At 72.3% G+C, this 22,770-nt stretch carries 22 protein-coding genes and 1 riboswitch; of the genes, 11 read left to right on the top strand and 11 right to left on the bottom strand.

Translation table 11 applies throughout. From position 1 onward, the window contains the following. Window positions 1-2 precede the first annotated feature (2 nt). Together thiS and thiO are read right to left on the bottom strand one after the other, a co-directional pair. Window positions 3-203, bottom strand: a complete 201-nt coding sequence (gene thiS, locus ABZ848_RS40715) for a sulfur carrier protein ThiS (RefSeq protein WP_360840243.1) — start codon at window positions 201-203, stop codon at window positions 3-5. Further along, window positions 200-1,354, bottom strand: coding sequence for a glycine oxidase ThiO (gene thiO / locus ABZ848_RS40710; protein WP_360840242.1), 1,155 nt, complete (start codon window positions 1,352-1,354; stop codon window positions 200-202). Before thiO ends, thiS begins: the two co-directional genes overlap by 4 nt. Beyond that, window positions 1,352-1,463, bottom strand: a riboswitch (TPP riboswitch). Its footprint overlaps the gene before it by 3 nt. Window positions 1,464-1,516: 53 nt before the next feature. On the opposite strand from thiO, the gene ABZ848_RS40705 reads away from it, so the two are divergent. The 6 genes from ABZ848_RS40705 to ABZ848_RS40680 all read left to right on the top strand — a co-directional run bounded on the left by ABZ848_RS40705 (window position 1,517) and on the right by ABZ848_RS40680 (window position 6,419). Further along, window positions 1,517-1,858: a hypothetical protein gene (locus ABZ848_RS40705; RefSeq protein ID WP_360840240.1), complete on the top strand. Its 342-nt coding sequence runs from the start codon at window positions 1,517-1,519 to the stop codon at window positions 1,856-1,858. 45 nt (window positions 1,859-1,903) lie between these two features. Then, window positions 1,904-3,133 (top strand): FAD-dependent oxidoreductase, encoded by a 1,230-nt coding sequence (locus ABZ848_RS40700; protein WP_360840238.1) that lies wholly within the window; start codon window positions 1,904-1,906, stop codon window positions 3,131-3,133. 65 nt (window positions 3,134-3,198) lie between these two features. After that, on the top strand, window positions 3,199-3,570 hold the full coding sequence (locus tag ABZ848_RS40695; RefSeq protein ID WP_123760175.1) for an Rv2175c family DNA-binding protein: 372 nt from the start codon (window positions 3,199-3,201) through the stop codon (window positions 3,568-3,570). 142 nt (window positions 3,571-3,712) lie between these two features. Further along, a complete protein-coding gene (gene thiE / locus ABZ848_RS40690) occupies window positions 3,713-4,360 on the top strand; it encodes a thiamine phosphate synthase (protein WP_360840236.1) in 648 nt (215 codons plus the stop codon). 98 nt (window positions 4,361-4,458) lie between these two features. Then, window positions 4,459-5,382 carry a methylenetetrahydrofolate reductase [NAD(P)H] gene (gene metF / locus ABZ848_RS40685; RefSeq protein WP_360840235.1) on the top strand — a complete coding sequence of 308 codons (924 nt, stop codon included), beginning with the start codon at window positions 4,459-4,461 and terminating at the stop codon, window positions 5,380-5,382. 56 nt (window positions 5,383-5,438) lie between these two features. Continuing rightward, window positions 5,439-6,419 carry a hypothetical protein gene (locus ABZ848_RS40680; RefSeq protein ID WP_360840233.1) on the top strand — a complete coding sequence of 327 codons (981 nt, stop codon included), beginning with the start codon at window positions 5,439-5,441 and terminating at the stop codon, window positions 6,417-6,419. Between the two features lie 21 nt (window positions 6,420-6,440). On the opposite strand, the gene ABZ848_RS40675 is transcribed toward ABZ848_RS40680, so the two are convergent. The 5 genes from ABZ848_RS40675 to ABZ848_RS40655 all read right to left on the bottom strand — a co-directional run bounded on the left by ABZ848_RS40675 (window position 6,441) and on the right by ABZ848_RS40655 (window position 12,465). Then, window positions 6,441-7,946, bottom strand: a complete 1,506-nt coding sequence (locus ABZ848_RS40675; protein ID WP_360840232.1) for an NAD(P)/FAD-dependent oxidoreductase — start codon at window positions 7,944-7,946, stop codon at window positions 6,441-6,443. Window positions 7,947-7,976: 30 nt separating this feature from the next. Next, on the bottom strand, window positions 7,977-8,597 hold the full coding sequence (locus tag ABZ848_RS40670; protein ID WP_360840231.1) for a DUF4126 domain-containing protein: 621 nt from the start codon (window positions 8,595-8,597) through the stop codon (window positions 7,977-7,979). A 400-nt stretch (window positions 8,598-8,997) separates the two neighbouring features. Continuing rightward, the gene (locus ABZ848_RS40665; RefSeq protein WP_360840230.1) at window positions 8,998-9,633 is read right to left on the bottom strand and encodes a TetR/AcrR family transcriptional regulator; all 636 of its coding nucleotides are present in this window, start codon (window positions 9,631-9,633) and stop codon (window positions 8,998-9,000) included. Window positions 9,634-9,683: 50 nt separating this feature from the next. Then, entirely contained in the window at window positions 9,684-11,768 is a 2,085-nt protein-coding gene (locus ABZ848_RS40660) for a YhgE/Pip domain-containing protein (protein ID WP_360840229.1), read from the bottom strand. Continuing rightward, window positions 11,740-12,465 carry an ATP-binding cassette domain-containing protein gene (locus ABZ848_RS40655; protein ID WP_360840227.1) on the bottom strand — a complete coding sequence of 242 codons (726 nt, stop codon included), beginning with the start codon at window positions 12,463-12,465 and terminating at the stop codon, window positions 11,740-11,742. The genes ABZ848_RS40660 and ABZ848_RS40655 overlap by 29 nt, the downstream gene beginning before the upstream one ends. Window positions 12,466-12,657: 192 nt before the next feature. Here ABZ848_RS40655 and ABZ848_RS40650 point away from each other — a divergent pair, with 192 nt between their 5' ends. From ABZ848_RS40650 to ABZ848_RS40640, 3 genes are all read left to right on the top strand, one after another. Further along, complete coding sequence (locus ABZ848_RS40650; RefSeq protein ID WP_360840225.1) at window positions 12,658-13,224, top strand: SAV_6107 family HEPN domain-containing protein; 567 nt, start codon at window positions 12,658-12,660, stop codon at window positions 13,222-13,224. 269 nt (window positions 13,225-13,493) lie between these two features. Then, window positions 13,494-14,264, top strand: coding sequence for a methyltransferase (locus tag ABZ848_RS40645; protein ID WP_242760967.1), 771 nt, complete (start codon window positions 13,494-13,496; stop codon window positions 14,262-14,264). A 278-nt stretch (window positions 14,265-14,542) separates the two neighbouring features. Beyond that, window positions 14,543-14,944 carry a DUF3040 domain-containing protein gene (locus tag ABZ848_RS40640; RefSeq protein ID WP_360840224.1) on the top strand — a complete coding sequence of 134 codons (402 nt, stop codon included), beginning with the start codon at window positions 14,543-14,545 and terminating at the stop codon, window positions 14,942-14,944. An 89-nt stretch (window positions 14,945-15,033) separates the two neighbouring features. Here the strand turns inward: ABZ848_RS40640 and ABZ848_RS40635 are convergent, their stop codons facing one another. The 4 genes from ABZ848_RS40635 to ABZ848_RS40620 form a co-directional block, all read right to left on the bottom strand. Further along, window positions 15,034-17,556, bottom strand: a complete 2,523-nt coding sequence (locus ABZ848_RS40635; RefSeq protein ID WP_360840222.1) for a DUF3488 and transglutaminase-like domain-containing protein — start codon at window positions 17,554-17,556, stop codon at window positions 15,034-15,036. Beyond that, complete coding sequence (locus ABZ848_RS40630; protein ID WP_360840221.1) at window positions 17,553-18,941, bottom strand: DUF58 domain-containing protein; 1,389 nt, start codon at window positions 18,939-18,941, stop codon at window positions 17,553-17,555. The genes ABZ848_RS40635 and ABZ848_RS40630 overlap by 4 nt, the downstream gene beginning before the upstream one ends. Beyond that, the gene (locus ABZ848_RS40625) at window positions 18,941-19,981 is read right to left on the bottom strand and encodes a MoxR family ATPase (RefSeq protein WP_360840219.1); all 1,041 of its coding nucleotides are present in this window, start codon (window positions 19,979-19,981) and stop codon (window positions 18,941-18,943) included. Before ABZ848_RS40625 ends, ABZ848_RS40630 begins: the two co-directional genes overlap by 1 nt. Before the next feature lie 249 nt (window positions 19,982-20,230). Beyond that, complete coding sequence (locus ABZ848_RS40620) at window positions 20,231-20,776, bottom strand: carbonic anhydrase (RefSeq protein ID WP_360840217.1); 546 nt, start codon at window positions 20,774-20,776, stop codon at window positions 20,231-20,233. 332 nt (window positions 20,777-21,108) lie between these two features. Between ABZ848_RS40620 and rsmH the strand changes: the two genes are divergently transcribed. Together rsmH and ABZ848_RS40610 are read left to right on the top strand one after the other, a co-directional pair. Next, complete coding sequence (rsmH, locus tag ABZ848_RS40615) at window positions 21,109-22,068, top strand: 16S rRNA (cytosine(1402)-N(4))-methyltransferase RsmH (protein ID WP_360840215.1); 960 nt, start codon at window positions 21,109-21,111, stop codon at window positions 22,066-22,068. A 45-nt stretch (window positions 22,069-22,113) separates the two neighbouring features. Further along, window positions 22,114-22,629: a septum formation initiator family protein gene (locus ABZ848_RS40610; RefSeq protein WP_360840213.1), complete on the top strand. Its 516-nt coding sequence runs from the start codon at window positions 22,114-22,116 to the stop codon at window positions 22,627-22,629. Window positions 22,630-22,770 lie beyond the last annotated feature (141 nt).

Raw genomic sequence — 22,770 nt, 5'->3', positions numbered from 1 at the left:
GGTCAGCCTCCTTGGACGGCGGTGAGGACCTCGACGCGGTCCCCGTCGGACAGGGGCGTCGACGGCCACTGCGCGCGCGGGACGACGGTCTCGTTCAGGGCGGCGGCCACTCCGGACGGAGCCGGGGTGAGCGTGCGTACGACGGTGTCGAGAGCCGTGCCGGGGGCGAACCGGCGGGGCTCTCCGTTGACGGAGATGTTCATGCGGGCTGCTCCACGCGCGCGAAGCGCTTCGGCGTGAACGGGCGGGCCTCGTCCGGGAGTTCACCGGTGGCCAGGACATGCGCCATGGCGTCGCCGGTCACGGGCGTCAGCAGCACGCCGTTGCGGTAGTGGCCGGTGGCCAGCAGGAGCCCGGGGAGCTGCGTCGGGCCGAGCAGCGGGGCGTTGTCGGGGGAGCCGGGGCGCAGACCCGCGCGGGTCTCCGTGAGCGGCAGCTCGGTGATGCCGGGGACCAGCTCGTGCGCGTCGCGCAGCAGCTCGTAGACGCCGCCCGCGGTCACCGTGGTGTCCCAGCCGAGCTCCTCGCTGGTCGCGCCGACCACCAGCTCGCCGTTCTCGCGCGGCACCAGGTAGACGCTGCTGCCGCGCACCACCGCGCGCACGGTACGGCTCAGGAACGGCGCGTACCGCTTCGGCACGGTCAGCCGCAACACCTGGCCCTTCACCGGCCGTACGGGCGGCAGTACGTCGTCCGGGACGCCCGGCAGCCGCCCGCTGAGGCTGCCGGCCGCCAGGACCACCTGGCCCGCGCCCAGCGCGGTGCCGTCGGTCGTGGTGATCCCGGAAGCGCGCTCCCGTACGACGTCGAAGCGCTCGGCCCAGGTGCGGTGGAAGACCACGCCCGCGTGCTCGCACGCGGCCACCAGCGCGCGTGCGAGCCGTCGCGGGTCGATCTGGTGGTCGCCGTCGACCCTGAGCCCCCCGCGCACGCCCGGCGCGAGCATCGGCTCCAGGCGCCGGCAGTCGCGCCCGGACAGCCACTCGGACTCCAGCCCCGACTGCTGCTGCAGGGCGTGCAGTTCGCGCAGATGGGCGCGGTCGTCCGCGTCCAGGGCGACGGCGAGTGTGCCGCAGCGGCGGTAGCCGAGGTCGTGGCCGGTGACGTCGGAGAGCTCGGCCGCGAAGTCCGGATACCGGCGGGCCGAGGCCAGATTGAGGCCGAGCAGAGTCTGCTCGCCGTAGTGCAGCTCGGTTACGGCGGCCAGCATCCCGGCGGCCACCTGGGCGGCCCCGCCGCCCGGCTCGGGGTCCACCACGGCCGTGGCGAACCCGCGCTGCGCGGCACGCCAGGCCGTGACCAGGCCGATGATTCCGCCCCCGATGACGAGGACGTCTGACGTACGTGACGACATGGGCGTCCAGCCCCTCCCTTCGCCGGCATGACCCGGATCAGGTTCGTACGGTCGGAGGCCGCCAGCCTCCCTCTCAGCCCGGTGCGTCCGGGCTCCCGCGAGTGCTTGTACGTTGGCCACCCTAGCCCGACCCGCCAAGCCTCGGTAAGGGAGCCTCCCGCCATGCCCCGCTCGCTGGACGGCCTCGTCCTCGCGCCCGTCGCCGACCAGGCCCCAGGTCAGGTGGGTACCCGTACCCGGTTCGCCTACCACGAGAAGGACAGCGAGATCTGGGCCGAGTACGCGGGCGGCGACGTCGTGCGCGGACATCTCGTGGGCACTCGGTCGGGTGACCGGCTGGACTTCCGGTACGTGCAGCTCAAGCGGGACGGGACGACCTCTTCCGGCCACTGTGTGTCCACGGTGGTGGAGTTGCCGGACGGGCGCGTGCGGCTTGAGGAGACCTGGGAGTGGGAGTCGCAGCCCGGCAGCGGCACGAGCGTTGTGGAGCAGGTCACTGAGTGAGCACGACCGCTGACTGACAAATTGTCAGTTGACTATGGTGATCAGGTGAGCGAGCAGACGACGAAGTCGCAGCGGAGGGTGGTCGTGGTCGGCGCGGGCATGGCCGGCGTCCAGACCGCCGTCGCCCTGCGCGAGCAGGGATTCACCGGCACCGTCACCCTGATCGGCGCAGAGCCCCATCAGCCGTACGACCGGCCGCCGCTGTCCAAGGCCGTGCTGCTCGGCAAGGCCGAGGGCTCCGCCTTCGACGTCGACTTCGAGGCCCTCGGCATCGAGCTCAGCCTCGGCCGCGAGGCGCTGGGCGTGCGCCCCGGCGAGCACGAGCTGGACACCGAGACGGGCCCGGTGCCGTACGACGTCCTGGTGCTCGCCACCGGCGCCGAACCGATCATGCTGCCGGGCACCGAGGGCGTGCCCGGCGTGCATCTGCTGCGCACCCTGGACGACGCCGAGCGGCTGCGGCCCGTGCTCGCGCGGCAGCACGACATCGTGGTCGTCGGCGCGGGCTGGATCGGCGCCGAGTTCGCCACCGCCGCGCGCGAGGCGGGCTGCGCGGTCACCGTCGTCGAGGCCGCCGACCGGCCGCTCGCGGGCGCGCTGCCCGCCGAGGTGGCCACGCGGATGGCCGGCTGGTACGGCGACGCGGGCGCCGTACTGCGTACGCACGCGCGCGTGGCGCGCATCGAGCCCGGCGCGGTCGTCCTCGACGACCACACGCGCGTGCCCGCGGGCGCGGTCGTCGTCGGCATCGGCGCCCGCCCCGCCACCGCCTGGCTCACCGGCTCCGGCATCGAGCTCGGCGCGCAGCGCGAGGTCGTCGCCGACGTCCACCTGCGCACCTCGGCACCGGACGTCTACGCCGTCGGCGACTGCGCGTCCTTCCCGTCCGGGCGCTACGGCGAGCGGCTGCTGGTCCACCACTGGGACAACGCCCTCCAGGGCCCGCGCACGGTCGCCGCGAACATCATCGGCGAGGCCACCGGGGAGCCCCCGGCGGTCTACGACCCGGTTCCGTACTTCTGGTCCGAGCAGTTCGGCCGCTTCGTCCAGTACGCCGGCCACCACACCTCCGCCGACACGACCCTGTGGCGCGGCGACCCGGCCGGCCCGGCCTGGTCGGTGTGCTGGCTGCGCGAGAACCGCCTGATCGCCCTGCTGGCGGTGGGCCGGCCGCGGGACCTGGCGCAGGGGAGGCGGCTGATCGAGGCGGGCACGGTCATGGACCCGGAGCTGCTTTCGGATCCGGCGAAACCATTGAAAGCGGCCACGGCCTGACCCGGAACCCCAGGTCGGACGGGTCTGGCTTCCGACTGTCAGTCCGGGATGGCAGGCTTGTTGTCGTGACCGAGATTGACGCAAAGATCGATGCTCTCGTCCCCGCCTGGCTCACCCTCCCCGACATCGCAGAGATGCTGGACGTCGAGGTGACGCGTGTGCGGCAGCTGGTCAAGGAGGGCCAGCTCATCGCCGTACGCCGTGGTGAGAACCGCGCGCTGCACGTCCCCGCCGCCTTCATCGACGGGGCTGAGCAGAAGGTCGTCAAGGGCCTGTCCGGGACCCTGACGCTCCTGCGGGACGACGGCTTCACCGACGAAGAGATGCTGGAGTGGCTCTTCACCCCGGACGAGAGCCTGCCGGGCACCCCGGCACAGGCCCTCAGCGAGAATCGCGGCACGGAGGTGAAGCGCCGGGCCCAGGCGCTCGCCGTCTGATCCGAGCGAGCTCATCCGAACAACCGTCCGGCGTACGGGCCGGGGTCCGCGCAGCCCAGTCCGCGCAGGCCACGGCCGTGCTTCAGTGCGGCCCGCGGCCCGTACGCCGCCGACATCGAACGACACCCAGGGGGACCCTCGTATGCCCGACACCGCACGCGCCGAGCTCGCCGACGCCCGCGTCTACCTGTGCACGGACGCCCGTCGGGCCCAGGGCGACCTGCCCGAGTTCCTGGACGCCGTCCTGGCGGGCGGTGTCGACATCGTGCAGCTGCGCGAGAAGGGTATGGAGGCCGCCGAGGAGCTGGAGCACCTCCAGGTCTTCGCCGAGGCCTGTGCCCGGCACGGCCGGCTCCTCGCGGTGAACGACCGCGCGGACGTCGCCCACGCGGCCGGCGCCGACGTACTCCACCTCGGCCAGGGCGACCTCCCGGTCCCCGCGGCCCGGGCGATCCTCGGCGACGACGTGATCATCGGCCGCTCCACGCACGCAGAGGGCGAGGCCGCCGCGGCCGCCGCCCAGGAGGGCGTGGACTACTTCTGCACCGGCCCCTGCTGGCCCACCCCCACCAAGCCCGGCCGCCACGCCCCCGGCCTCGACCTGGTCCGGTACACCGCCGGCCTGGGCACCGACCGCCCCTGGTTCGCCATCGGCGGCATCGACCTGGGCAACCTCGACCAGGTGCTGGAGGCCGGCGCCCGCCGGGTCGTGGTCGTCCGCGCGATCACCGAGGCGGACGACCCGGGCGCGGCGGCGGCGGAGTTCGCGAAGCGGCTGCGCAGCGCATAACGGGCACGGCTGTCCGATGGGTGGACAACAAGTCGGCAAATCGGGCAAATTTCCCGGGTTCGGTTGGGTGACCGCCGCCCCCTGACTAACCTGCGGGTATGGCCCTCGGAACCGCATCCACCAGGACTGATCGCGCACGCACCGTGCGTGACATGCTCGCCACGGGCAAGATGACGTACTCCTTCGAGTTCTCGGCGCCCAAGACGCCCAAGGGCGAGCGCAACCTGTGGAGCGCGCTGCGCAGGGTCGAGGCGGTCGCGCCCGACTTCGTCTCCGTGACCTACGGCGCCGGTGGCTCCACCCGCGCGGGCACGGTCAAGGAGACCCAGCAGATCGTCGCGGACACCACGCTCACGCCGGTCGCCCACCTCACCGCGGTCAACCACTCGATCGCCGAGCTGCGCAACATCATCGGCCAGTACGCCGACGCCGGGATCCGCAACATCCTCGCCGTGCGCGGCGACCCGCCCGGCGACCCCATGGGCGACTGGGTGGCGCATCCCAAGGGCCTGACCTACGCCGCCGAACTCGTCCACCTCATCAAGGAGTCGGGCGACTTCTGCGTCGGCGTCGCGGCCTTCCCGGAGATGCACCCGCGCTCCGACGACTGGGACACGGACGTCGCCCACTTCGTCGACAAGTGCCGGGCCGGCGCCGACTACGCCATCACCCAGATGTTCTTCCAGCCGGAGTCGTACCTGCGGCTGCGCGACCGGGTCGCCGCCGCTACGTGCGACACCCCCGTCATCCCCGAGGTGATGCCGGTCACCAGTGTGCGGATGCTGGAACGGCTTCCGCAGCTCAGCAACGCGCAGATCCCGTCCGCCCTGAAAGAGCGGATCCTCACAGCGAAAGACGATCCGACCGCTGTACGCTCCATTGGCATCGAATTCGCCACGGAGTTCTGCGCGCGGCTGCTGGCCGAGGGAGTGCCCGGACTGCACTTCATCACGCTCAACAACTCCACGGCGACGCTGGAAATCTACGAGAACCTGGGCTTGCACCACCCCCCGCAGGCCTAGACCGGCCGCACGGGTATACGACACACTGCGTAGCGGCGACTGGGAGAGGGGCGTACATGGGCTGGACGGTCCTCTACATCGCGTTTGGCATCGTCGCGCTGTGGCTGCTGGGTGAGGTGCTGCTGCAGTACAAGGCGCGCCTGCGCTGGCGGCTGCTCGCCTTCGTCGGCTTCCTCGGCGTCGTACTCGGTGTCCTCATTCCGTCGGTGATCGTCATCGGCCTCGGCGCGGCCGCGTTCGCGGTCGGCCAGACGTACGTCACGCTCTCCTTCCGCCGCGGCTTCTCCGCCGGCTGGGCGGTCAAGCGCCCGGACGCCGACGCCGAGCCGGCGGGCGGCGGCAGCAGCAAGCGCCGCCGCGGCAAGGCGGACCGCCACGACCCGACGCTGGAGGTCTCCGACCTGGAGCCCGCCGAGGGCGGCTACGGCGACGAGCACACCTTCGGCCAGGAGAACGTGTCCTATGGCGCCGAGGACGACTACGACCGCGACGACGTCTTCACCCCGTCCCGCGCGGCCCAGCCGACGGCCGCCGAGTCCACGGCCGTCTACGAGCCGCAGCCCATGCCCGACGACACCGGCTCCTACGGCATATACAGCGACACCGCGTACGCGGCCGCCGCCGACCAGTCCTACGCGAACGCGGGCCAGGACCAGTACGCCACGGCCGCCCAGGGCGCCGACCAGAACTACGGCTACGACTACTCCGGCTACAACCAGCAGCAGTACGGCTACGACGCCACCGGCCAGCAGCAGTACGCCGCCTACTCCGACCCGTACATCGGCACCCAGACCTACGGCGGCGGCTACGACGCCACCTACGGCCAGTACGACCAGCAGGGCTACGGCCAGGACCAGTACGCCACCGGCCAGTACGGCGGCGAGACCACCCCGGCCGGCGGGGTCTGGGTCCCGCAGCAGCGCACCGACGAGACCTACGGCGGCGAACTCCCGCCGGAACAGCAGTATCCGTACCAGGGCAACGGCCAGCAGCAGCCGCAGGGCAACGGGTACGACGAGCAGCAGTACCGCTTCTGACCGCTGCTCAGCGCCGGTCGCTCACTGCGAGCCCTTGAACTCCGGTCCCTCCACGATGAGTCCCGCCACCAGCGCGCCCGACATGCCGGCGTGGGGGAGGCCGCCGCCGGGGTGGGCCCAGCCGCCCGCTCGGTAGAGGCCGGGCAGGTGTGTGGTGTTCGCCGGGTGCAGGAAGCGGCCCTTGCCGGCGGCGAGCGCGGGCGCCGGTACGGCTCCGAAGCGGGCGCCCGTCTCGTCCTCGATGTGCTGAGGTGTGCGCACCTCATGCCACAACAGGCGCTCCGACAGCCCCGGGATCGCGGACCCGGCGGCTTCGAGCAGCAGATCCGTGTAGCGCCGGACCGTGCCCTCGTACTCCCAGTCGGCCTCGGCCGACACCACCGCGGACAGCACCACCGACTCGTGCTCGCCGTCCGGTCTGAGCGCGGGGTCGTCGGGGCGCAGCACGGTCACCGTGGGACGCGGCGGCTCGTCGCCGCCCGGGGAGACCAGGAAGTCCAGCTCGGACTCGGGGGCCGGCGCGTGCACGACCGTGCGATGCGCGGCACCGGCCTCGCGCGCGCCGCGCAGGGCCAGCAGCACGGTGAACCTAGTGGGCGCGTCCTGGCGCGGCTGTACGTCGCCGGTCTCGTCCAGCGGATGGTCCGTCAGGGCCCGCAGCCGCGCCGGGTCGACGTCCGCCACGACATGATCCGCCTCGGCCACCGACCCGTCGGCCAGCTCTATGCCCACCGCCCGTCCGTCCTTCTCCACGATCCGGGTCACCTCGGCGCCGAAGACGAACTCGACCCTGCGCCGCACGCACCGCTCGTACACCGCCCGCGCCAACTCCCGTATCCCGCCGCGGACATACCAGGTCCCGAAGGCGTGCTCCATGTACGGCAGCACCGCCGCGCTCGCCGGGGCGGTCCTGGGATCGAGGCCGTACGCGAGCGCGTGGCTCTCCAGGAGCGCCGCGAGCCGCTCGTCCCGCAGCTCCCAGGCGGCGACCTCGGCGAGCGTGGTCGCCCGGCGCGTGCGCAGCAGCCGCTTGTGCGGGAGCGAGGGGTAGGGCTCGCGCTCCGCAAGCACCGGCCAGTTCGGCCACAGCGGCTCCTCCAGGAGCGGCCGACGGGTGCGGTCCCAGGCCTCGCGGGCCCGCACCAGGAAGTCGCCCCAGCGCTCCCCGGCCCCCGCGCCCAGCGCCTCGTCCAGGGCCGTGACCACGCCCGCGCGCGAGGCGTTCGGCAGCGAGACCTCCGTGCCGTCCGTGAACACGTGCCGCGCGGACGGGTCGACCTGGACCAGCTCGACGCAGTCCTCCAGCGGCTCCTTGCCGGTCTTGACGAACAGATCGCGCCACACCGCGGGGAGCGTCAGCAGCCCGGGCCCGGTGTCGAAGCCGAACCCGTCCCGCTCGAAGCGGCGCACCGCACCGCCGTACGTCTCCGCACGCTCGTACACCGTCACCCGGTGGCCCGCGACGGCCAGCCGGGCGGCGGCCGCCATCGCGCCCATCCCGGCGCCGATCACCGCAATCCGTCCCATGCCCGCGACTTTATCGACCGCCACTGACAGTCACCGCACGGGCGGTCCCCCGGAGGATCTGTCCGCCAGCCGCCGCTCCTCCCGGCGCTGCGCTCTTCGCCGCAGGAACCGGCGGATCCGCGAGATCAGGAAGACCAGCACCACAAGACCGGTCACCAGCAGCACGGCCGCGATGACGGCGGCCGCTCCCGGATGGAACATCGCGAACGACACGATCCCGCCGACGCCGAGATCCTCCGCGAGGCTCAGCACGATGTTGCTGAACGGTTCCGGCGAGGTGTTCACCGCCATCCGCGTCCCGGCCTTCACGGTGTGGCTGGCCAGCGCCGTCGAACCACCGACCAGACCGGCGACCACGTCGTTGACCGAGCCGCTGTGCCCGGCGAGCAGCGCGCCCACCCACGCGCCCGCGACCGGCCGGACCACGGTGTGCACCGAGTCCCACACCGAGTCGACGTACGGGATCTTGTCGGCGACCGCCTCGCAGAGGAAGAGCACGCCCGCTGTGACGAGCACCTCAGGGCGCTGCAGCGTCTCCGGGACGTCGTCGCTCACGCCGGTCGCGCCGAAGAAGCCGAGCAGCAGCACCACGGCGTAGGCGTTGATACCGCTGGCCCAGCCGCTGGTGAAGACAAGAGGGAGTACCGACACGGGGGCGATCGTAACCAGTCGGCAACGGAGCGTCCTGGGGGTGAGCACGGACGGCTGAGTACGCGTACCTAGTGAGCGAGATGAGTACGCGCGCGGATGGGGCCCGACCTGCGCGAACGAGAGAGTGGAGACACGGAAAGGGGTACGGCTCCGGAACCGGCGACACGGGGCGCCGGAAACGGAGCCGCCCACGATCCGCTCCTTCCGCCGGCGGCTGTCGGCGGGAGCGAGGCACGGGGGAACCCGGGGGAAACGACCGATACGGGGGTCCCAACGGGGGGACACGGGGGAAAGAAAAAAGAAAACGGGGGAGCACGAGAAGGCGCCGGTTCGAGGTGGCCCGCGGGGGACGCGGCCACAGCGGACCGGCGCTTTCGTGTGCGCTCGGCTCGGACCGGCGTCAGCGGTTGCCGCGCCCGCTCACGCGCCCCTGGAGCAGCCGGGACAGCGCCGCGTGCACGTCGTCCAGGGAGCGCTCGGGCTGGAAGGACTGCCAGTCCAGGGCGGCCACCAGGACCATGCCGACCAGCGCGGAGGCCGTCAGCGACACGTCGATCTCGTCGCTGAACTCGCCGTTGGCCACGCCCTCGCGCAGCACGTCCTCGACGACCGCGACGGCCTGCTGGCGGACCACCATCAGGGTCGACTGCCAGGCCCTGTTGGTGCGCCACAGCTCGGCCACGTACAGCTGCGTGAAGGCCGGGTAGCGGTCGATGAAGACGAGACCCGCGCGGATCATCGCGTCCAGGGCGTCGACCTTGCTGCCGCCGTCCCGTGCCGTCTTCTCCGCCGCCTCCCTCAGAGAGGCGGCGAGGAGGCCCACACCGTGCCGCAGCAGCTCCTCGAAGAGGACGGACTTGCTCGCGAAGTTGTAGTAGACCGTGCCCTTGGCCACCCCGGCCCGCTCGGCGATCTCGTCCACTGTGGTGGCGGAGAAGCCCTGCTCGGCGATGAGCGTGACGGCGGCCTCGTAGAGCTTCTGCCGGGTGGCCTCGCGGCGCGTGCTGCCGCCCGACGTGGCGCTGCTGCTTTCCATGGTCCTGATTGTCACAGGAGCCGCCCCTTCCGAGGTCGTCACCGGGCTTCTCACAGGCTCAGCTCCGGATGCAGCCGGTCCAGCGTCCACACCTGGCGGCGGCGGGCCGACAGCGCGGTCAGCGCGAGCGCGCCCGCGGTGAACGCGACGAGCACCACGCACGCGTGCCACACGGGTCCGAGACCGCCGCCCGTGATGAGCCTTCGGAGCGCCTCCACGATGTAGCTCATCGGCAGGAAGGGGTGGATCGCGTTGAAGAAGTGCGGGCTGGTCTGCACCGGATAGGTGCCGCCCGCGGACGTCAACTGCAGCATCAGCAGGGCGAGTACGAGGATCCGGCCGGCCGCCCCGAAGCGCGCGTTGAGCCACTGCACGATCGCCGCGAAGCAGGCCGTCACCAGGAACAGGAAGCCGACCGTCCCGGCCGCCCGCGTCATCTCCAGGCCGATCGCCCAGTGCAGCACCGACATCAGCGCCACCGTCTGCAGTGCGCCGATCGCGACCACCGGGAGCCAGCCCGCCAGCGCGATCCGCCACGCGGGGGCGCCCGTGGCGAGCGCGCGCCGGTTCATCGGCGGGATCAGCATGTACGCCACCATCGCGCCCACCCACAGGGACAGCGGGATGAAGTACGGGGCGAACCCGGTGCCGTAATTGGGCGCCTTGTGCAGGTCCTTGGAGACCAGCCGGACCGGATCCGCCATCACCCCGGTGCGCTGGTCGCGGTCCTTCTTGTCGTAGTCGGGGATCTTGCCGGCGCCGTCGTGCAGTCCGCCCGCGAGCTTCCCGGAGCCGTCGACGAGCTTGAACATGCCGCCGTTGAGGGTCTGGGCTCCCGTCTTCAGCTTGCCGACGCCCGTGTCGAGTTCGGACGCGCCGGTGGTGGCCGTGCCGAGCCCCGAGTGCAGCTTTCTGGCGCCCGCGGCGACCTTCGTGGCACCGGCGTTCAGCTTGTTGACCTTGGCGACGGCGTCCTGGAGGTCCTCGGAGAGGTGCGGGGCGCGGTCGGCGAGGGCCTGGGCCTGCTTCTGGAGGGTGGCGAGGTTGGCGTCGAGCTTCTTCAGGTCGCCGTGCTGGTCGCCGATCAGCGTGTTGAGGTCGTCGGCGATCGTCGCCACGTCCGCCGCGGCCACCTTGGCCTTCTTGAGGTCGGCGCAGGCCGGGTCAGGGAGCACGGCCTGCTCGCAGCGCGCCCTGTAGACGTCGTTCAGCACCTTGGAGGCCGCGTGCGCCCCCTTGGCGGCCGTCGGGGCCGACTTCACAAGAACGTCGAGGTTGTCGCGGATCGCCTGCGAGGAGTCGGCCACCAACTGGGCGGTGTCCCCGATGGTCTTCTCGTTGCCCTTGATGAAGGGGCCCACCTTGGCGTCGACCGCGTTGACCTTGTCGGCCAGCACGCGCGTGCCGTCGGCGACCTGCCGCGAGCCGTCCTCCAGGGCGCCTGCGCCCGTGTCGAGCTTCTTCAGCCCCTTGGACAGCGCACTGCTGCCCTCCTTGGCGTCCTTGAGGCCGTCCGCGAGGTCCTTGGAGCCCTTCTCGGCCTTCCCGATACCGCCCTTGAGCTGATCGGCGCCGTCGGCGGCCTTCACGGTCGCGCCGTGGATGTCCGAGAACGAGATGAAGATCCGGTCCAGGAAGGACCGCGACGCCTTGGTGGACGCGGCGGTCCGCACCTCGCTGAACACCGTCCGCGAGATCTGCCCGACGATGTAGTTGTTCGCGTCGTTCGTACGCACCTGGAGCGCACCCGTCTCCGGGGAGTCGCCCGCGCTGGACGCGATCCGCTGGCTGAAGTCGGCCGGCATGGTCAGCGACAGGTAGTACGTGCCGTCCTCCACGCCCGCGCGTGCCTCACTGGCACTCACCTCGTGCCAGTCGAAGGTGTCGCTCTCCCGCAGCCCCTCGGTGATGTCGTCGCCGGCCGTGACCCGCTTGCCGCCGGCGGTCGCCCCCTTGTCGTCGTTGACGAGCGCCACGGGGATCCGGTCCAGGCGGCCGTACGGATCCCAGAACGACCACAGGTACAGCGCGCCGTACAGCAGCGGCAGCACCAGGAGCGCGACGAGCGCGGCCCGCGGCAGCTTCCCCCGGCCGAAGCGCCTGAGCTCAAGAGCGGCCAGTTTCGGCGAGCGCATCCGCCTTCTCCTTCTGAGCGGTGGTTACGACGACGGTGTCCTCGGGTGCCTCGCTGCACACCGCGAGGACAGTGGTCCCGGCCTCGGCGACGGACCTCAACAGCGCCCACACCTCGGCCCGTTCGGCGTCCGAGAGCTTCATATCGGCGTCGTCGACACCGAGCAGCCGCGGGCGACCGAGCAGGGCCAGCGCGATGGAAAGGCGCAGCGCCTCCAGCCGTTCCAGATCCCGTACGGCGGTCCGGGAGCCCTTGGGCAGGGCCGCCCGGTCGAGTCCGGCGGCCGCGAGGGCGTTGTCGATCCGCAGCTTCGCCTCCGCGGTGCGCTCGGCCCGTGGCCGCAGCAGCGCCTTCAGCGAGTCGCCGAACCGCCGCTGCAGCAGCGCCCGTTCGTGCAGGTGCTCGCCGACGGTCAGTGCCGGTTCGAGGTCGGTGACTCCGGTGACGTGCGCGAGCCCGCTCACCCGGCGTACCGCCGCCAACTGCTTGGGCAGCCGCCACTCGCCCACCTCGGCCGAGCCCTCGGTGGCCTTCATCCGGCCCGTGAGCGCGAGCAGCAGGCAGGTGCGGCCGGACCCGGACGGTCCCTCGATCGCGATCAGCGAGCCGGGCTCCGCCTCGAACGTGACGTCGCGGAAGGCCCAGCCGCGCGGCCCCCTGAGCCCGAGGCCGCGGGCCGTGACACCGGTTCCGGGCACGGTTTCCCCCATTCCCCTGGATTCCCCTGTGCGGAACTGATTTGAACTGACTGGTCAGTTCAAAAACTACTCCGAACCTTAGATCGAAGCAAAACCCCAGGTCAGAACGGATTGTCAGTGCCATACCGCACGATGGGGACATACGGCTACCCGAATGCGGGCATGCCGTCACGCAGAGACAGGAGGTTCGTCATGGCCAGCTATCACGCAGCAGCCGCCCGCCGGCGCCGTGCCACCGGCCCTGCCCCCTCACTGACCGGTCCGGCGAGCGACGTCCACCCGGTGCTGCGCCGGGCCGCCGCGCCGCGCGCCGCCCTCGACCTGCTCGCCCAGGCCCGCGCCGGACTGGACGAGGCGGCCGTCCTCGAAACGTCCAACGAGCGCTATGCCACCGCCCACCTCGCCGCCCTGCGCACGGCCGCCGCCGTGCTCGCCGCGCGGGGCCGCCCGGAGACCTCCGAGCGACGCCGGGCACGCATCCGGAGCGCCTGGGAAGTGCTCCCCGAAATAGCGCCCGAACTCGCCGAGTGGAGCGTGCTGTTCGCCTCCGGTGCCCGGCGCCGCGCCCGGGCCGAGGCCGGCATCCAGGGCGCGGCCAGCCGCCGGGACGCCGACGACCTGATACGCGACGTGGCGATGTTCCTGCGTCTCGTCGAGCGCATGCTCGTCCTCCAACCGGTCCTGCCACAGCCCCGCCACGACCCCGACCACCCGCAGCCGGGTCCTGGGGCGGAGCGGGACTTACCGGATACGGGGTGAGCGGATTCAGCAGATTCATGCGTGAGCCGATTCATCGCCTGAGCCGATGGCGGGTCGTGGTGTGGCCGGCTCGCAAGGTGTGCCGGTAGTCGCCCGCGTCCGCGGTGCGAGACGTTCCGCAGGCCGTGTGGGTGGAGTGACCGGGTGCGGCGGTGCAGGCAATAGGGTGGAGGGCGCCTGAAGCCTTTCCTCCCGTACCCCGGGGCCGGGGAGGCAGACCGTTCGCTCCGCCGTGCCAAGGGCGGTGCCGCGCCGAGGAGTCAACTGCCGTGTCGGACCCGATGAGGCCTCGCGCCTCCCTCCGTACCGCCGTGGTGTGGGAGGTCCTCCAGGACGCCCTCGACCGCCGGGTCAAGGCCACGGGACGCCAGGCGCTGGACGTGCTCGACGCCGGCGGCGGCAGCGGCAACTTCGCGGTGCCGCTCGCCCGCCTCGGCCACCAGGTCACCGTCGTCGACCCCAGCCCCAACGCCCTGTTCGCCCTGGAGCGCCGCGCCGCCGAGGCCGGCGTCGCCGACCGCGTCCGGGGCGTCCAGGGCGACGCCCACGGCCTCTTCGACGTGGTCGAGCGCGGCGGCCACGACGTGGTGCTCTGCCACGGCGTCCTGGAGTACGTGGACGACCCGGCCGAGGGCGTGCGCAACGTCGTCGCCGCCCTGCGCCCCGAGGGCGTCCTCAGCCTGCTCGCCGCCGGCCTCGGCGGTGCCGTGCTCGCCCGAGCCCTGGCCGGCCACTTCAAGGAGGCCCGGCAGGCCCTCGGCGACCCGGACGGCCGCTGGGGCGACGGCGACCCCGTGCCGCGCCGCTTCACCGCCGAGCAGCTGACCGCTCTGGTCGAGGGCGCCGGCCTGCGCGTGGGCGCCGTGCACGGCGTGCGGGTCTTCGCCGACCTGGTCCCGGGCGTGCTCGTGGACACCGAGCCCGGCGCCCTGGAGGCGCTGCTCAAGCTGGAGGAGGCGGCGGCCGAGCTGCCCGCCTTCCACTCCGTCGCCACCCAGCTCCATGTGCTCGGTGAGACCCGGGGGACCGACGGGGCCTGACCGGCCTGCCGGGGCGAGCCGCTGATCAGCGCGTTGGCTGCGGATGGAGTACGCCACAGGCCCCCCGAACGGGGGCTTGGCGCCGTATGATCGAAGGAGATCACCCGGCATGACGGGTCGGCCGCTGGGGAATGCAAGATTCAGCGAGCCGGGACGGTCATGGCGGAATCCGGTTGGCCAATTGGCGCAGAGGGGCGGGTTTCACGGGGGCGATTCCCTGCCTATCCTGAAGGGACCCCCCGGGTCGCCCCCGGCGACTGCACGATGAGGAGGACTCCGTGCCGCTCTCGGAGCACGAGCAGCGCATGCTCGAGCAGATGGAGCGAGCGCTGTACGCCGAAGATCCCAAGTTCGCGTCGGCGCTTGAGGGAAGCGGGCTGCGTACGTACACCCGGCGGCGGGTCTACCAGGCGGTCGCCGGCTTCCTCGTGGGTATTGCGCTCCTCATGGCTGGAATGGTCGCCAAGCAGGTCTGGCTCAGTGTGGTGGGCTTCCTCGTCATGCTGGGGTGCGCGGTGCTCGCCGTGACCGGCTGGCGCAAGGCCCCCAAGCCGGGTGAACAGCCCGCCGGCGGTGCCGCTCCGCACGCGCGCCGACAAGGACGGCCGAAGCGCTCCATGATGGACCGTATCGAGCAGCGCTGGCAGCGCCGCCGCGACGAGCAGCAGGGCGGCCAGTAGTCTTCCCGGCTCCCACTGGCAGTTGAGGGGGTGACCACCCGGTCGGGTGGTCACCCCCTCACGTATGCCCTGGAGCCGAGCCCGGTCTGTCAGCCGCTCTGCTGCCCCGACGGACGTCGGGTCCGGGCCAGTGCCGCCGTCCAGCGTTCGTTCGCGCGGGCCTTGACCGCCGTCCAGCGGTCCACTAGGTCCCAGACCGCGCGGACGGCCGAGCGGGGCGCCACGACCGCGCGTACCCGGGTGGGCCAGCTGACCCGGGCGCGCAGCGCGGCCCGCATCCTGCGGACGTCGTCGGCCAGGCCGGGCACGGCGTGCGGCCTCGGTGCGAACAGCACCTGCTCCACGGCGCCCGCCACCCGGTGCACCGACTCGGCCGTGACCGGGTCCAGTTGCCCCAGCCGCACGATCCGCGCCGCCGCCTTGCGCGGGGTGAGCGCGTCGTCCGGCGGGATGCCGTAGTCCCAGGCGGTGTCGGTGAGCTCGCGCCAGACGGCCAGCACATGCCCGGCGGCCACCTCGGCGGAGTAACGGTCATCCGCCTCCACCGCCATCGCCGCGGACTCCAGGTCCACGTCCGTGGAACCCTCACCGCCCCGGCCGCCGCCCCGGGCCCTGCCCGCTCCGGGCGGCGTGAGGCCGGCGGAGGCGTGCTGCCCCGACGCCAGCCGCACCGAGCGCCGGCGCAGCCGCCACAGCATGGGCAGCAGCGGTACGGCGAGCACCAGCACGCCGAGCACCACCCAGCCGGCGATCTGGTACCACGGCGGGCCGCTGTCACCCGGCTTGGCGCTGTCCAGCGGAAGCGCCTCCGCGCACGCCGCGAGCTTGCGGTCCTGCGCCGAGCAGCTCGTCGTCGCCGACGGAGCCGCCGAGGCCGAGGAACCGGCCGACGCGGAGGGCTGCGTGACGTCCGGCAGAGTGCTGCCCGTGCTGTCCGACTGCGTGTACGACGGCGCCACACCTCGGGTCGGGGTCGGCTCGAAGCGGGTCCAGCCCACGCCCTCGAAATACAGCTCGGGCCAGGCATGGGCGTCCTTCAGGCCCACCGAGACCGTGTCGCCGGTCTGCTGGGAACCGGGCGCGAAGCCCACCGCGACCCGGGCCGGTATGCCCAGGCTGCGGGCCATCGCCGCCATCGCGAAGGAGAAGTGGACGCAGAAGCCCTCCTTGTCCTTCAGGAACTTGGCGATCGCGTTCGGGCCGGTGCCCACCTGCACCTGGGTGCTGTACTGGAAGCCGCCGGTGGAGGCGAAGTACTCCTGGAGCTTGACCGCCTCCTCGTAGTGGTTGGCGGAGCCCGCGGTGACCTGGCGGGCGGTCTTCCCCACCACCGCCGGCACCGAGCTCGGCAGCTTGGTGTACTCCCGCTCCAGGGCGGGAGACGGGTCCGGCGCGTCGGCCAGCTGCTCCGCCGTCGGCTGCACGTCGAGGCTCTTGACCAGGTACGTCTTTCCGCGCGTGGTCTCACCGTGGTCGCCGACCAGCGTCATGCCCACGGGCTCGTAGCGCCACTTGCCGCTGACGTCCACGCCGCTGGGCGGGTACGGCATCGGCAGCCAGTCCTGCGCGTACCAGTCGGCCGCCGAGATCCGGGTCTCGATCTCCGCGCGCTTGACGTCCGGGCCCAGGCCGGTCGGGGTCGGGAGCTTGTCCGGCACGGAGATGATGTGCCGCTTGGACGGCTTCCAGGTACTGCCGTCGAAGTCGTCCAGGGAGACGATCCGCAGATACAGGTCCGAGAGGTCGCTCGTGTTGCTCTTCAGGGTCAGGACCTGGCGGTCCTCGTCCACGTTCAGACTGTCCCGGAGCGACACCAGCGGGTTCACCGCGGAGATCGTGCCCCCGCCGCCACTGCCCGAGCCCACGCCCGTGCCGGCGCCGTCCAGCAGCCCGCCGCTCATCGCGGGCAGCGCGACCGGCACCACGAGGGCGATGCCCAGCGCGAGCACGCCGATGCGCCGCCCGGTGCGGACGGGGGCCACCGGGCCCGGCTCGCCGCCCGGAGTGCGCGGCGCCCCGCCGAAGACGCGGCCCCACTGGGAGAGCCGGTCCCGGCCCTCGGCGAGCAGCAGCATCAGATAGCCGCCCGCCGCGACCAGGAACCAGAACCAGTCGGCGCCGCCGTCGGACAGCCCGGCGGCGACCGAGTACAGCGCGAGCAGGGGCAGCCCGGCAGGGGCCGCGCTGCGGAAGGTCACCGCGAGGGTGTCCACCGCGAGCCCGATGACCAGGACCCCGCCCAGCAGCATCAGCCGGATGCCGTCGGAGTCCAGCGGCGCCGGGATCGCGTACCGGGCGATGTCGTCGCTGCCCTGCTGCAGCAGGTCGGCGAAGTGCTGGAAGGCCTCGGGGCCCGGCACGATCCCGACGAAGGCCTGCTGCCGGGCGAAGATCAGGGTCAGTATCACCAGGGTGACCAGCGTCTGCGCGGCCACCGTCAGCGGCCGGGCCAGCGGCACCCGCCGGGTCAACGCGCCCACGGCGCTCTGCACGCCCAGCAGGAAGGCCGCCTGCAGGATCCAGGTGGCCGGGGAGACCAGGGGCAGCAGCGCGCACGCCGCCATCAGCGTGGCCGCCCAGGCGCCCAGCGTCAGTCGTGCCCGCCCGCTCATGACCCCGCCCCCTCACCGCTCGTACCGCTCGCCGCGGTGGTCCCGCCGGCGGCGGCCAGGCCCGCGCGCTCGCGGTCCGCCTGCCGCCACAGCTCGGTCAGCGAGGCGCCGCGCGGCACGCTCAGGACGGTCCAGCCCGCCTCCCGCAGCATCCGCTGCCGCTCCTCACGCATGTCCAACGGGCCGGGCACATCGGTCGGTTCCCGCACCCAGGTGCTGCTGTCCAACAGGAACGCGACCGCGCCCCCGCTGCGCTGGCGCATCTTGGCGGCCACCGTGGCCTGCTCCTCGTCGAGGTCGCCGAAGAAGGCGATCAGCAGCCCCTCGTTCCCGCCGCGCAGCACGTCGTACGCGCGGGACAGGCCCGCGCCGTCCGAGTGGTCGATGACCGCGAGGGTGTCCATCATCAGCCCGGCCGAGTCGGCGGTCTCCTGGCTCGCGCCGGCGAACCCGTCCGCGCCCTCGCCGGGCACCGAGCTGCCGGTGTCCGTCAACAGCCGGACGGAGAAGCCCCGTTCCAGCATGTGCACCAGCACGGAGGCCGCGCCGGACACCGCCCACTCGAAGGCCGAGTCGGGGCCCGCGCCCTGGAAGGCGATGCCCCGGGTGTCCAGCAGCACCGTGCAGCGGGCCCGCTGGGGCTGCTCCTCGCGGCGCACCATGAGCTCGCCGTAGCGGGCGGTCAGCCGCCAGTGGACCCGGCGCAGATCGTCGCCGTAGCGGTACCCGCGCGGGATCACGTCGTCCTCGCCGGCCAGCGCGAGCGACCGCTGCCGCCCGTCGCCGTACCCCTTCGACTCCCCGCTGAAGCGCACCGGCGGCAGCGCCTCCACGCGCGGGATCACCGTCAGGGTGTCGTACGAGGAGAAGGACCTGGTCAGCTCGCACATGCCGAACGGGTCGGTCAGGCGCAGCTGGAGCGGGCCCAGCGGATAGCGGCCGCGCAGGTCGGAGCGGACGCGGTAGGAGACCTCGCGGCGGCCGCCCGGCTCGACCCGGTCGAGGACGAAGCGGGGCCGGGGGCCGAGGACGTACGGCACCCGGTCCTGGAGCATCAGCAGGCCGGTGGGCAGCCGCGAGACGTTGTCCATCCGCAGATGGACGCGGGCCTCGCTGCCGGCGGGCACGCGCGCGGGGGAGAGACGGCGGCTGCCGGCCACCCGGTAGCGCGTGCGGTACAGGAACAGCGCGCACACCAGGGGCAGCACGGCGAGCAGCAGGCCGACCCGGAGCAGATCGCTCTGGCCGAGGACATAGGCGCAGATCGCGGCCGCGATACCGGCCGCAAGGAAGGAGCGACCGCGGGTGGTCAGACCCGCGAGGGCCGTACGGACACCGCCCTTCTCGCCGCGGTCGGCGTCCGGCCCGGTCCCCCCGGAGGACATCACAGCCTCCGCGGCGGCTGCTGGCCGTACGCCGGCGTGCCGTGTGCGAGGCCGCCGAAGCCGCTCTGCTGCTGGGGCGCCGCGGGCACCGGGGTGCGCTGCAGGATCTCCTGGACGACCTGCTCCGAGGTGCGGCGGTTGAGCTGGGCCTGTGCGGTGGGCAGCAGGCGGTGCGCCAGGACGGCGACGGCGAGCGCCTGCACGTCGTCCGGCAGCGCGTACTCCCGGCCGCTCAGGGCCGCGGAGGCCTTCGCCGCGCGCAGCAGGTGCAGCGTCGCGCGCGGGGAGGCGCCGAGTCTGAGGTCCGGGTGGTTGCGCGTGGCGGCGACCAGGTCCACCGCGTACCGCCGGACCGAATCGGCGACGTGCACGCCCCGCACCGCCTCGATCAGCTTCACGATGTCGTGCGCGTGGGCCACCGGCTGGAGGTCCTCCAGGGGGCTCACCCCGCCGTGGATGTCGAGCATCTGCAGCTCGGCCTCCACGCTGGGGTAGCCCACCGAGACCCGGGCCATGAAGCGGTCGCGCTGGGCCTCGGGCAGCGGGTAGGTGCCCTCCATCTCGACCGGGTTCTGCGTGGCCACCACCATGAAGGGGCTGGGCAGCTCGTAGGTCTGCCCGTCGATCGTGACCTGCCGCTCCTCCATGGACTCCAGGAGCGCGGACTGCGTCTTCGGCGAGGCGCGGTTGATCTCGTCGCCGATCACGATCTGCGCGAAGATCGCGCCCGGCTTGAACTCGAAGTCCCGGCGCTGCTGGTCCCAGATGGACACACCGGTGATGTCCGAGGGCAGCAGGTCCGGCGTGAACTGAATGCGCCGCACCGAACAGTCGATGGACCTGGCCAGCGCTTTTGCGAGCATGGTCTTGCCCACACCCGGCACGTCCTCGATCAGAAGATGTCCCTCGGCGAGCAGTACGGTCAGCGAAAGCCGTACGACCTCGGGCTTGCCCTCGATCACTCCTTCCACCGAACTGCGGACCCGCTCCACGGTGGCAGTCAGATCTGTAAGGCTCGCTCGATCGTCATAGGTCGTCACCCGGCCCTCCTCGGCCCGTTCTTTCTCCGGGCCGACGCGTGTTGTGCGGACCGGCCCACCCCGAATCACGGACACCACGCGTGAAAAGTTCCGCGCGACGCCACACCCGCATTCTTGCTGCCGTTACCGTTTCGTGTCACTCGACTGTGGACAACTGGCTGCGTTATGTCGGGTTTTACGGTGCTTGGGCTCCAGCATGCGCGGGATTTGCGAAAAACGAGAAGGGCCGGGGAGGGTTACGCGGCCCGGTTACGCCGGGTCGATCTCGCGCAGCAGGCCCGTCTTCACGTCGAAGACGAAGCCGCGCACGTCGTCGGTGTGCAGCAGGAACGGCGAGGTGCGTACCCGCTGCATGGACTGGCGTACGTCCTGGTCGACGTCCCGGAAGGCCTCCACGGCCCAGGCGGGGCGCTGGCCGACCTCCATCTCCAGCTCGGTGCGGAAGTCCTCGGTGATGGCCTCCAGGCCGCAGCCCGTGTGGTGGATGAGGACGATGCTGCGCGTGCCGAGCTTGCGCTGGCTGATGGTGAGGGAGCGGATCACGTCGTCGGTGACCACACCGCCGGCGTTGCGGATGGTGTGGCAGTCGCCCAGCTCCAGGCCGAGCGCCGCGTGCAGGTCGAGACGGGCGTCCATGCAGGCCACGACCGCCACGTGCAGGACGGGGCGGGCGTCCATTCCGGGGTCGGTGAATTCGGCGGCGTACCGTCCGTTGGCGTCGACGAGACGGTCGGTGACGGTGCCGCCGTGTATGGCGCCTTCGGACTCGGTGGGAACGGATGCAGAAGTCGTCATAGCTATGACGTTACTGGTCACATGCGATCCGGTCTGCGTGTGAGAGCGGGAAAAGAGCGTCATCACGGTCCTCTTGTGACGTAACCCACATAGGTGGCGGAGGTGGAGCCGTAAGGGTGATTTTCCCTGGTTTGCCGCTTCGCACGCACGCGGAGGCGCGACGCGCAGGCCGGTTGATTGACCGCGAGTCACCGTGGACTAAAGTGACGCGAAGCGGGAGGGGAGGCTCTCCCTGCTGGACTGAAATCCCCAGGAGACCCCGGCCGCCACGCCGATTTCTCCCCGCGGGCGGGGACCCGGCGGTGCGGGCCCGCCGGATCTGAGAGGGCCCCTTGAGCCAGAGTCGACATGTCCCGGTGATGCTCCAGCGGTGCCTGGATCTGTTGGCCCCCGCGCTGGAGCGGCCCGGCTCGGTGGTCGTCGACTGCACGCTCGGCCTCGGCGGCCACAGCGAGGCGCTCCTCGCGCGGTTCCCCGAAGCCCGGCTGGTCGCCCTCGACCGCGACAAGGAGGCGCTGCGCCTGTCCGGCGAGCGGCTCGCCCCCTTCGGCGAGCGGGCCACCCTGGTGCACGCCGTCTACGACGAGCTCCCGGACGTGCTCGACCGGCTCGGTATCGCGCGCGTGCAGGGCGTCCTCTTCGACCTCGGCGTCTCCTCCATGCAGCTCGACGAGGCCGACCGCGGCTTCGCCTACGCCCAGGACGCCCCGCTCGACATGCGCATGGACCAGACGACCGGCATCAGCGCCGCCGAGGTCCTCAACACCTACCCGGCCGGTGAACTCGTCCGCATCCTGCGCGCGTACGGCGAGGAGAAGCAGGCCAAGCGGATCGTCGGCGCGATCGTGCGCGAGCGCGAGAAGGAGCCGTTCGCCAACAGCGCGCGGCTCGTCGAGCTGATCCGGGACTCGCTGCCGCAGGCCGCCAAGCGCACCGGCGGCAACCCGGCCAAGCGCACCTTCCAGGCCCTGCGCATCGAGGTCAACGGCGAGCTGTCCGTCCTGGAGCGGGCGATCCCGGCCGCCGTGGGGGCCCTGGCCGTGGGCGGACGGATCGCCGTGCTGTCGTACCACTCGCTCGAGGACCGCCTGGTCAAGCAGGTGTTCGCGGCCGGCGCCGCCAACACCGCGCCTCCCGGGCTGCCGATCGTGCCCGAGCAGTACCAGCCGCGGCTCAAGCTGCTCACGCGCGGTGCCGAACTTCCCACCGAGGAAGAGGTCGCCGAGAACCGGCGGGCGGCACCGGCGCGACTGCGCGGGGCCGAGCGCATCAGGGAGGACGTGAGCGAGTGATGCGGGCAGCGAGCGGGTTGGGAAACCGGACTCACTGGAGGCCGTGTGAGTAGGAAACCCGAACTGAGGGGGCGCGCGGCTCGTCTCGCACGCCTCTTCCCGGGCCCGTCGGGCACCGGCCCGCAGGCCGCCCGCACCCCCTTCGTCCTTCTCGTCGTACTCCTCCTGGGCGGCGGGCTGATCGGGCTCCTGGTGCTGAACTCCGCGCTCAGCGAAGGCTCCTTCAAGCTCGACGACCTCCAGAAGGACACCAAGAACCTCACCGACGAGGAACAGGCGCTCCAGCGGGACATCGACTCCTACTCCGCCCCGGACGCCCTCGTGCGCCGCGCCCGTGAACTCGGCATGGTCCCCGGCGGCGACCCCGCCTTCCTGAACCCGGACGGCACCGTGAAGGGCGTCCCCTCCGCCGCCGCCCAGCAGTCCGCCGTACAGGTCCCGCTGGTCCTGCGCCCGCCGGAGACCATCACGCACAGCCCGGCCGCCACCCCCACGACCACGACCCTCCCCGCGGTCACTCCCACGCCCACGCCCACTCCGACCACGACCCCCGGCAGGTGACGGAGAAGTGTCCGACAGGGAACCGCCGCGCCGCCGCGTGCCCGGCCCCGCGCGCCCCTCGCACCCCGCCCGCCCCGCCGCCGGTCAGCGGCGCCCGGGCCCCGGCGCCCGCCCCCACGCCCGCAGCCGGAGCAGAGCGCC

It is taken from the genome of Streptomyces sp. NPDC047081 (genome assembly GCF_040643775.1).
Lineage (GTDB): Bacteria > Actinomycetota > Actinomycetes > Streptomycetales > Streptomycetaceae > Streptomyces.
The sequence above is the reverse complement of the archived record's forward strand: the minus strand, read 5'-3'. Positions and strand labels throughout refer to the sequence as shown.

What these genes read in the sequence shown, in the direction of transcription:
- metF (WP_360840235.1), top strand. Translation starts at nt 4,459, where the DNA reads ATGGCCCTCGGAACCGCATCCACCAGGACTGATCGCGCACGCACCGTG.
- ABZ848_RS40660 (WP_360840229.1), bottom strand. Translation starts at nt 11,768, where the DNA reads ATGCGCTCGCCGAAACTGGCCGCTCTTGAGCTCAGGCGCTTCGGCCGG.
- ABZ848_RS40680 (WP_360840233.1), top strand. Translation starts at nt 5,439, where the DNA reads ATGGGCTGGACGGTCCTCTACATCGCGTTTGGCATCGTCGCGCTGTGG.
- ABZ848_RS40630 (WP_360840221.1), bottom strand. Translation starts at nt 18,941, where the DNA reads ATGTCCTCCGGGGGGACCGGGCCGGACGCCGACCGCGGCGAGAAGGGC.
- ABZ848_RS40705 (WP_360840240.1), top strand. Translation starts at nt 1,517, where the DNA reads ATGCCCCGCTCGCTGGACGGCCTCGTCCTCGCGCCCGTCGCCGACCAG.
- thiE (WP_360840236.1), top strand. Translation starts at nt 3,713, where the DNA reads ATGCCCGACACCGCACGCGCCGAGCTCGCCGACGCCCGCGTCTACCTG.
- ABZ848_RS40650 (WP_360840225.1), top strand. Translation starts at nt 12,658, where the DNA reads ATGGCCAGCTATCACGCAGCAGCCGCCCGCCGGCGCCGTGCCACCGGC.
- ABZ848_RS40675 (WP_360840232.1), bottom strand. Translation starts at nt 7,946, where the DNA reads ATGGGACGGATTGCGGTGATCGGCGCCGGGATGGGCGCGATGGCGGCC.
- thiS (WP_360840243.1), bottom strand. Translation starts at nt 203, where the DNA reads ATGAACATCTCCGTCAACGGAGAGCCCCGCCGGTTCGCCCCCGGCACG.
- thiO (WP_360840242.1), bottom strand. Translation starts at nt 1,354, where the DNA reads ATGTCGTCACGTACGTCAGACGTCCTCGTCATCGGGGGCGGAATCATC.
- ABZ848_RS40620 (WP_360840217.1), bottom strand. Translation starts at nt 20,776, where the DNA reads ATGACGACTTCTGCATCCGTTCCCACCGAGTCCGAAGGCGCCATACAC.
- ABZ848_RS40665 (WP_360840230.1), bottom strand. Translation starts at nt 9,633, where the DNA reads ATGGAAAGCAGCAGCGCCACGTCGGGCGGCAGCACGCGCCGCGAGGCC.
- ABZ848_RS40635 (WP_360840222.1), bottom strand. Translation starts at nt 17,556, where the DNA reads ATGAGCGGGCGGGCACGACTGACGCTGGGCGCCTGGGCGGCCACGCTG.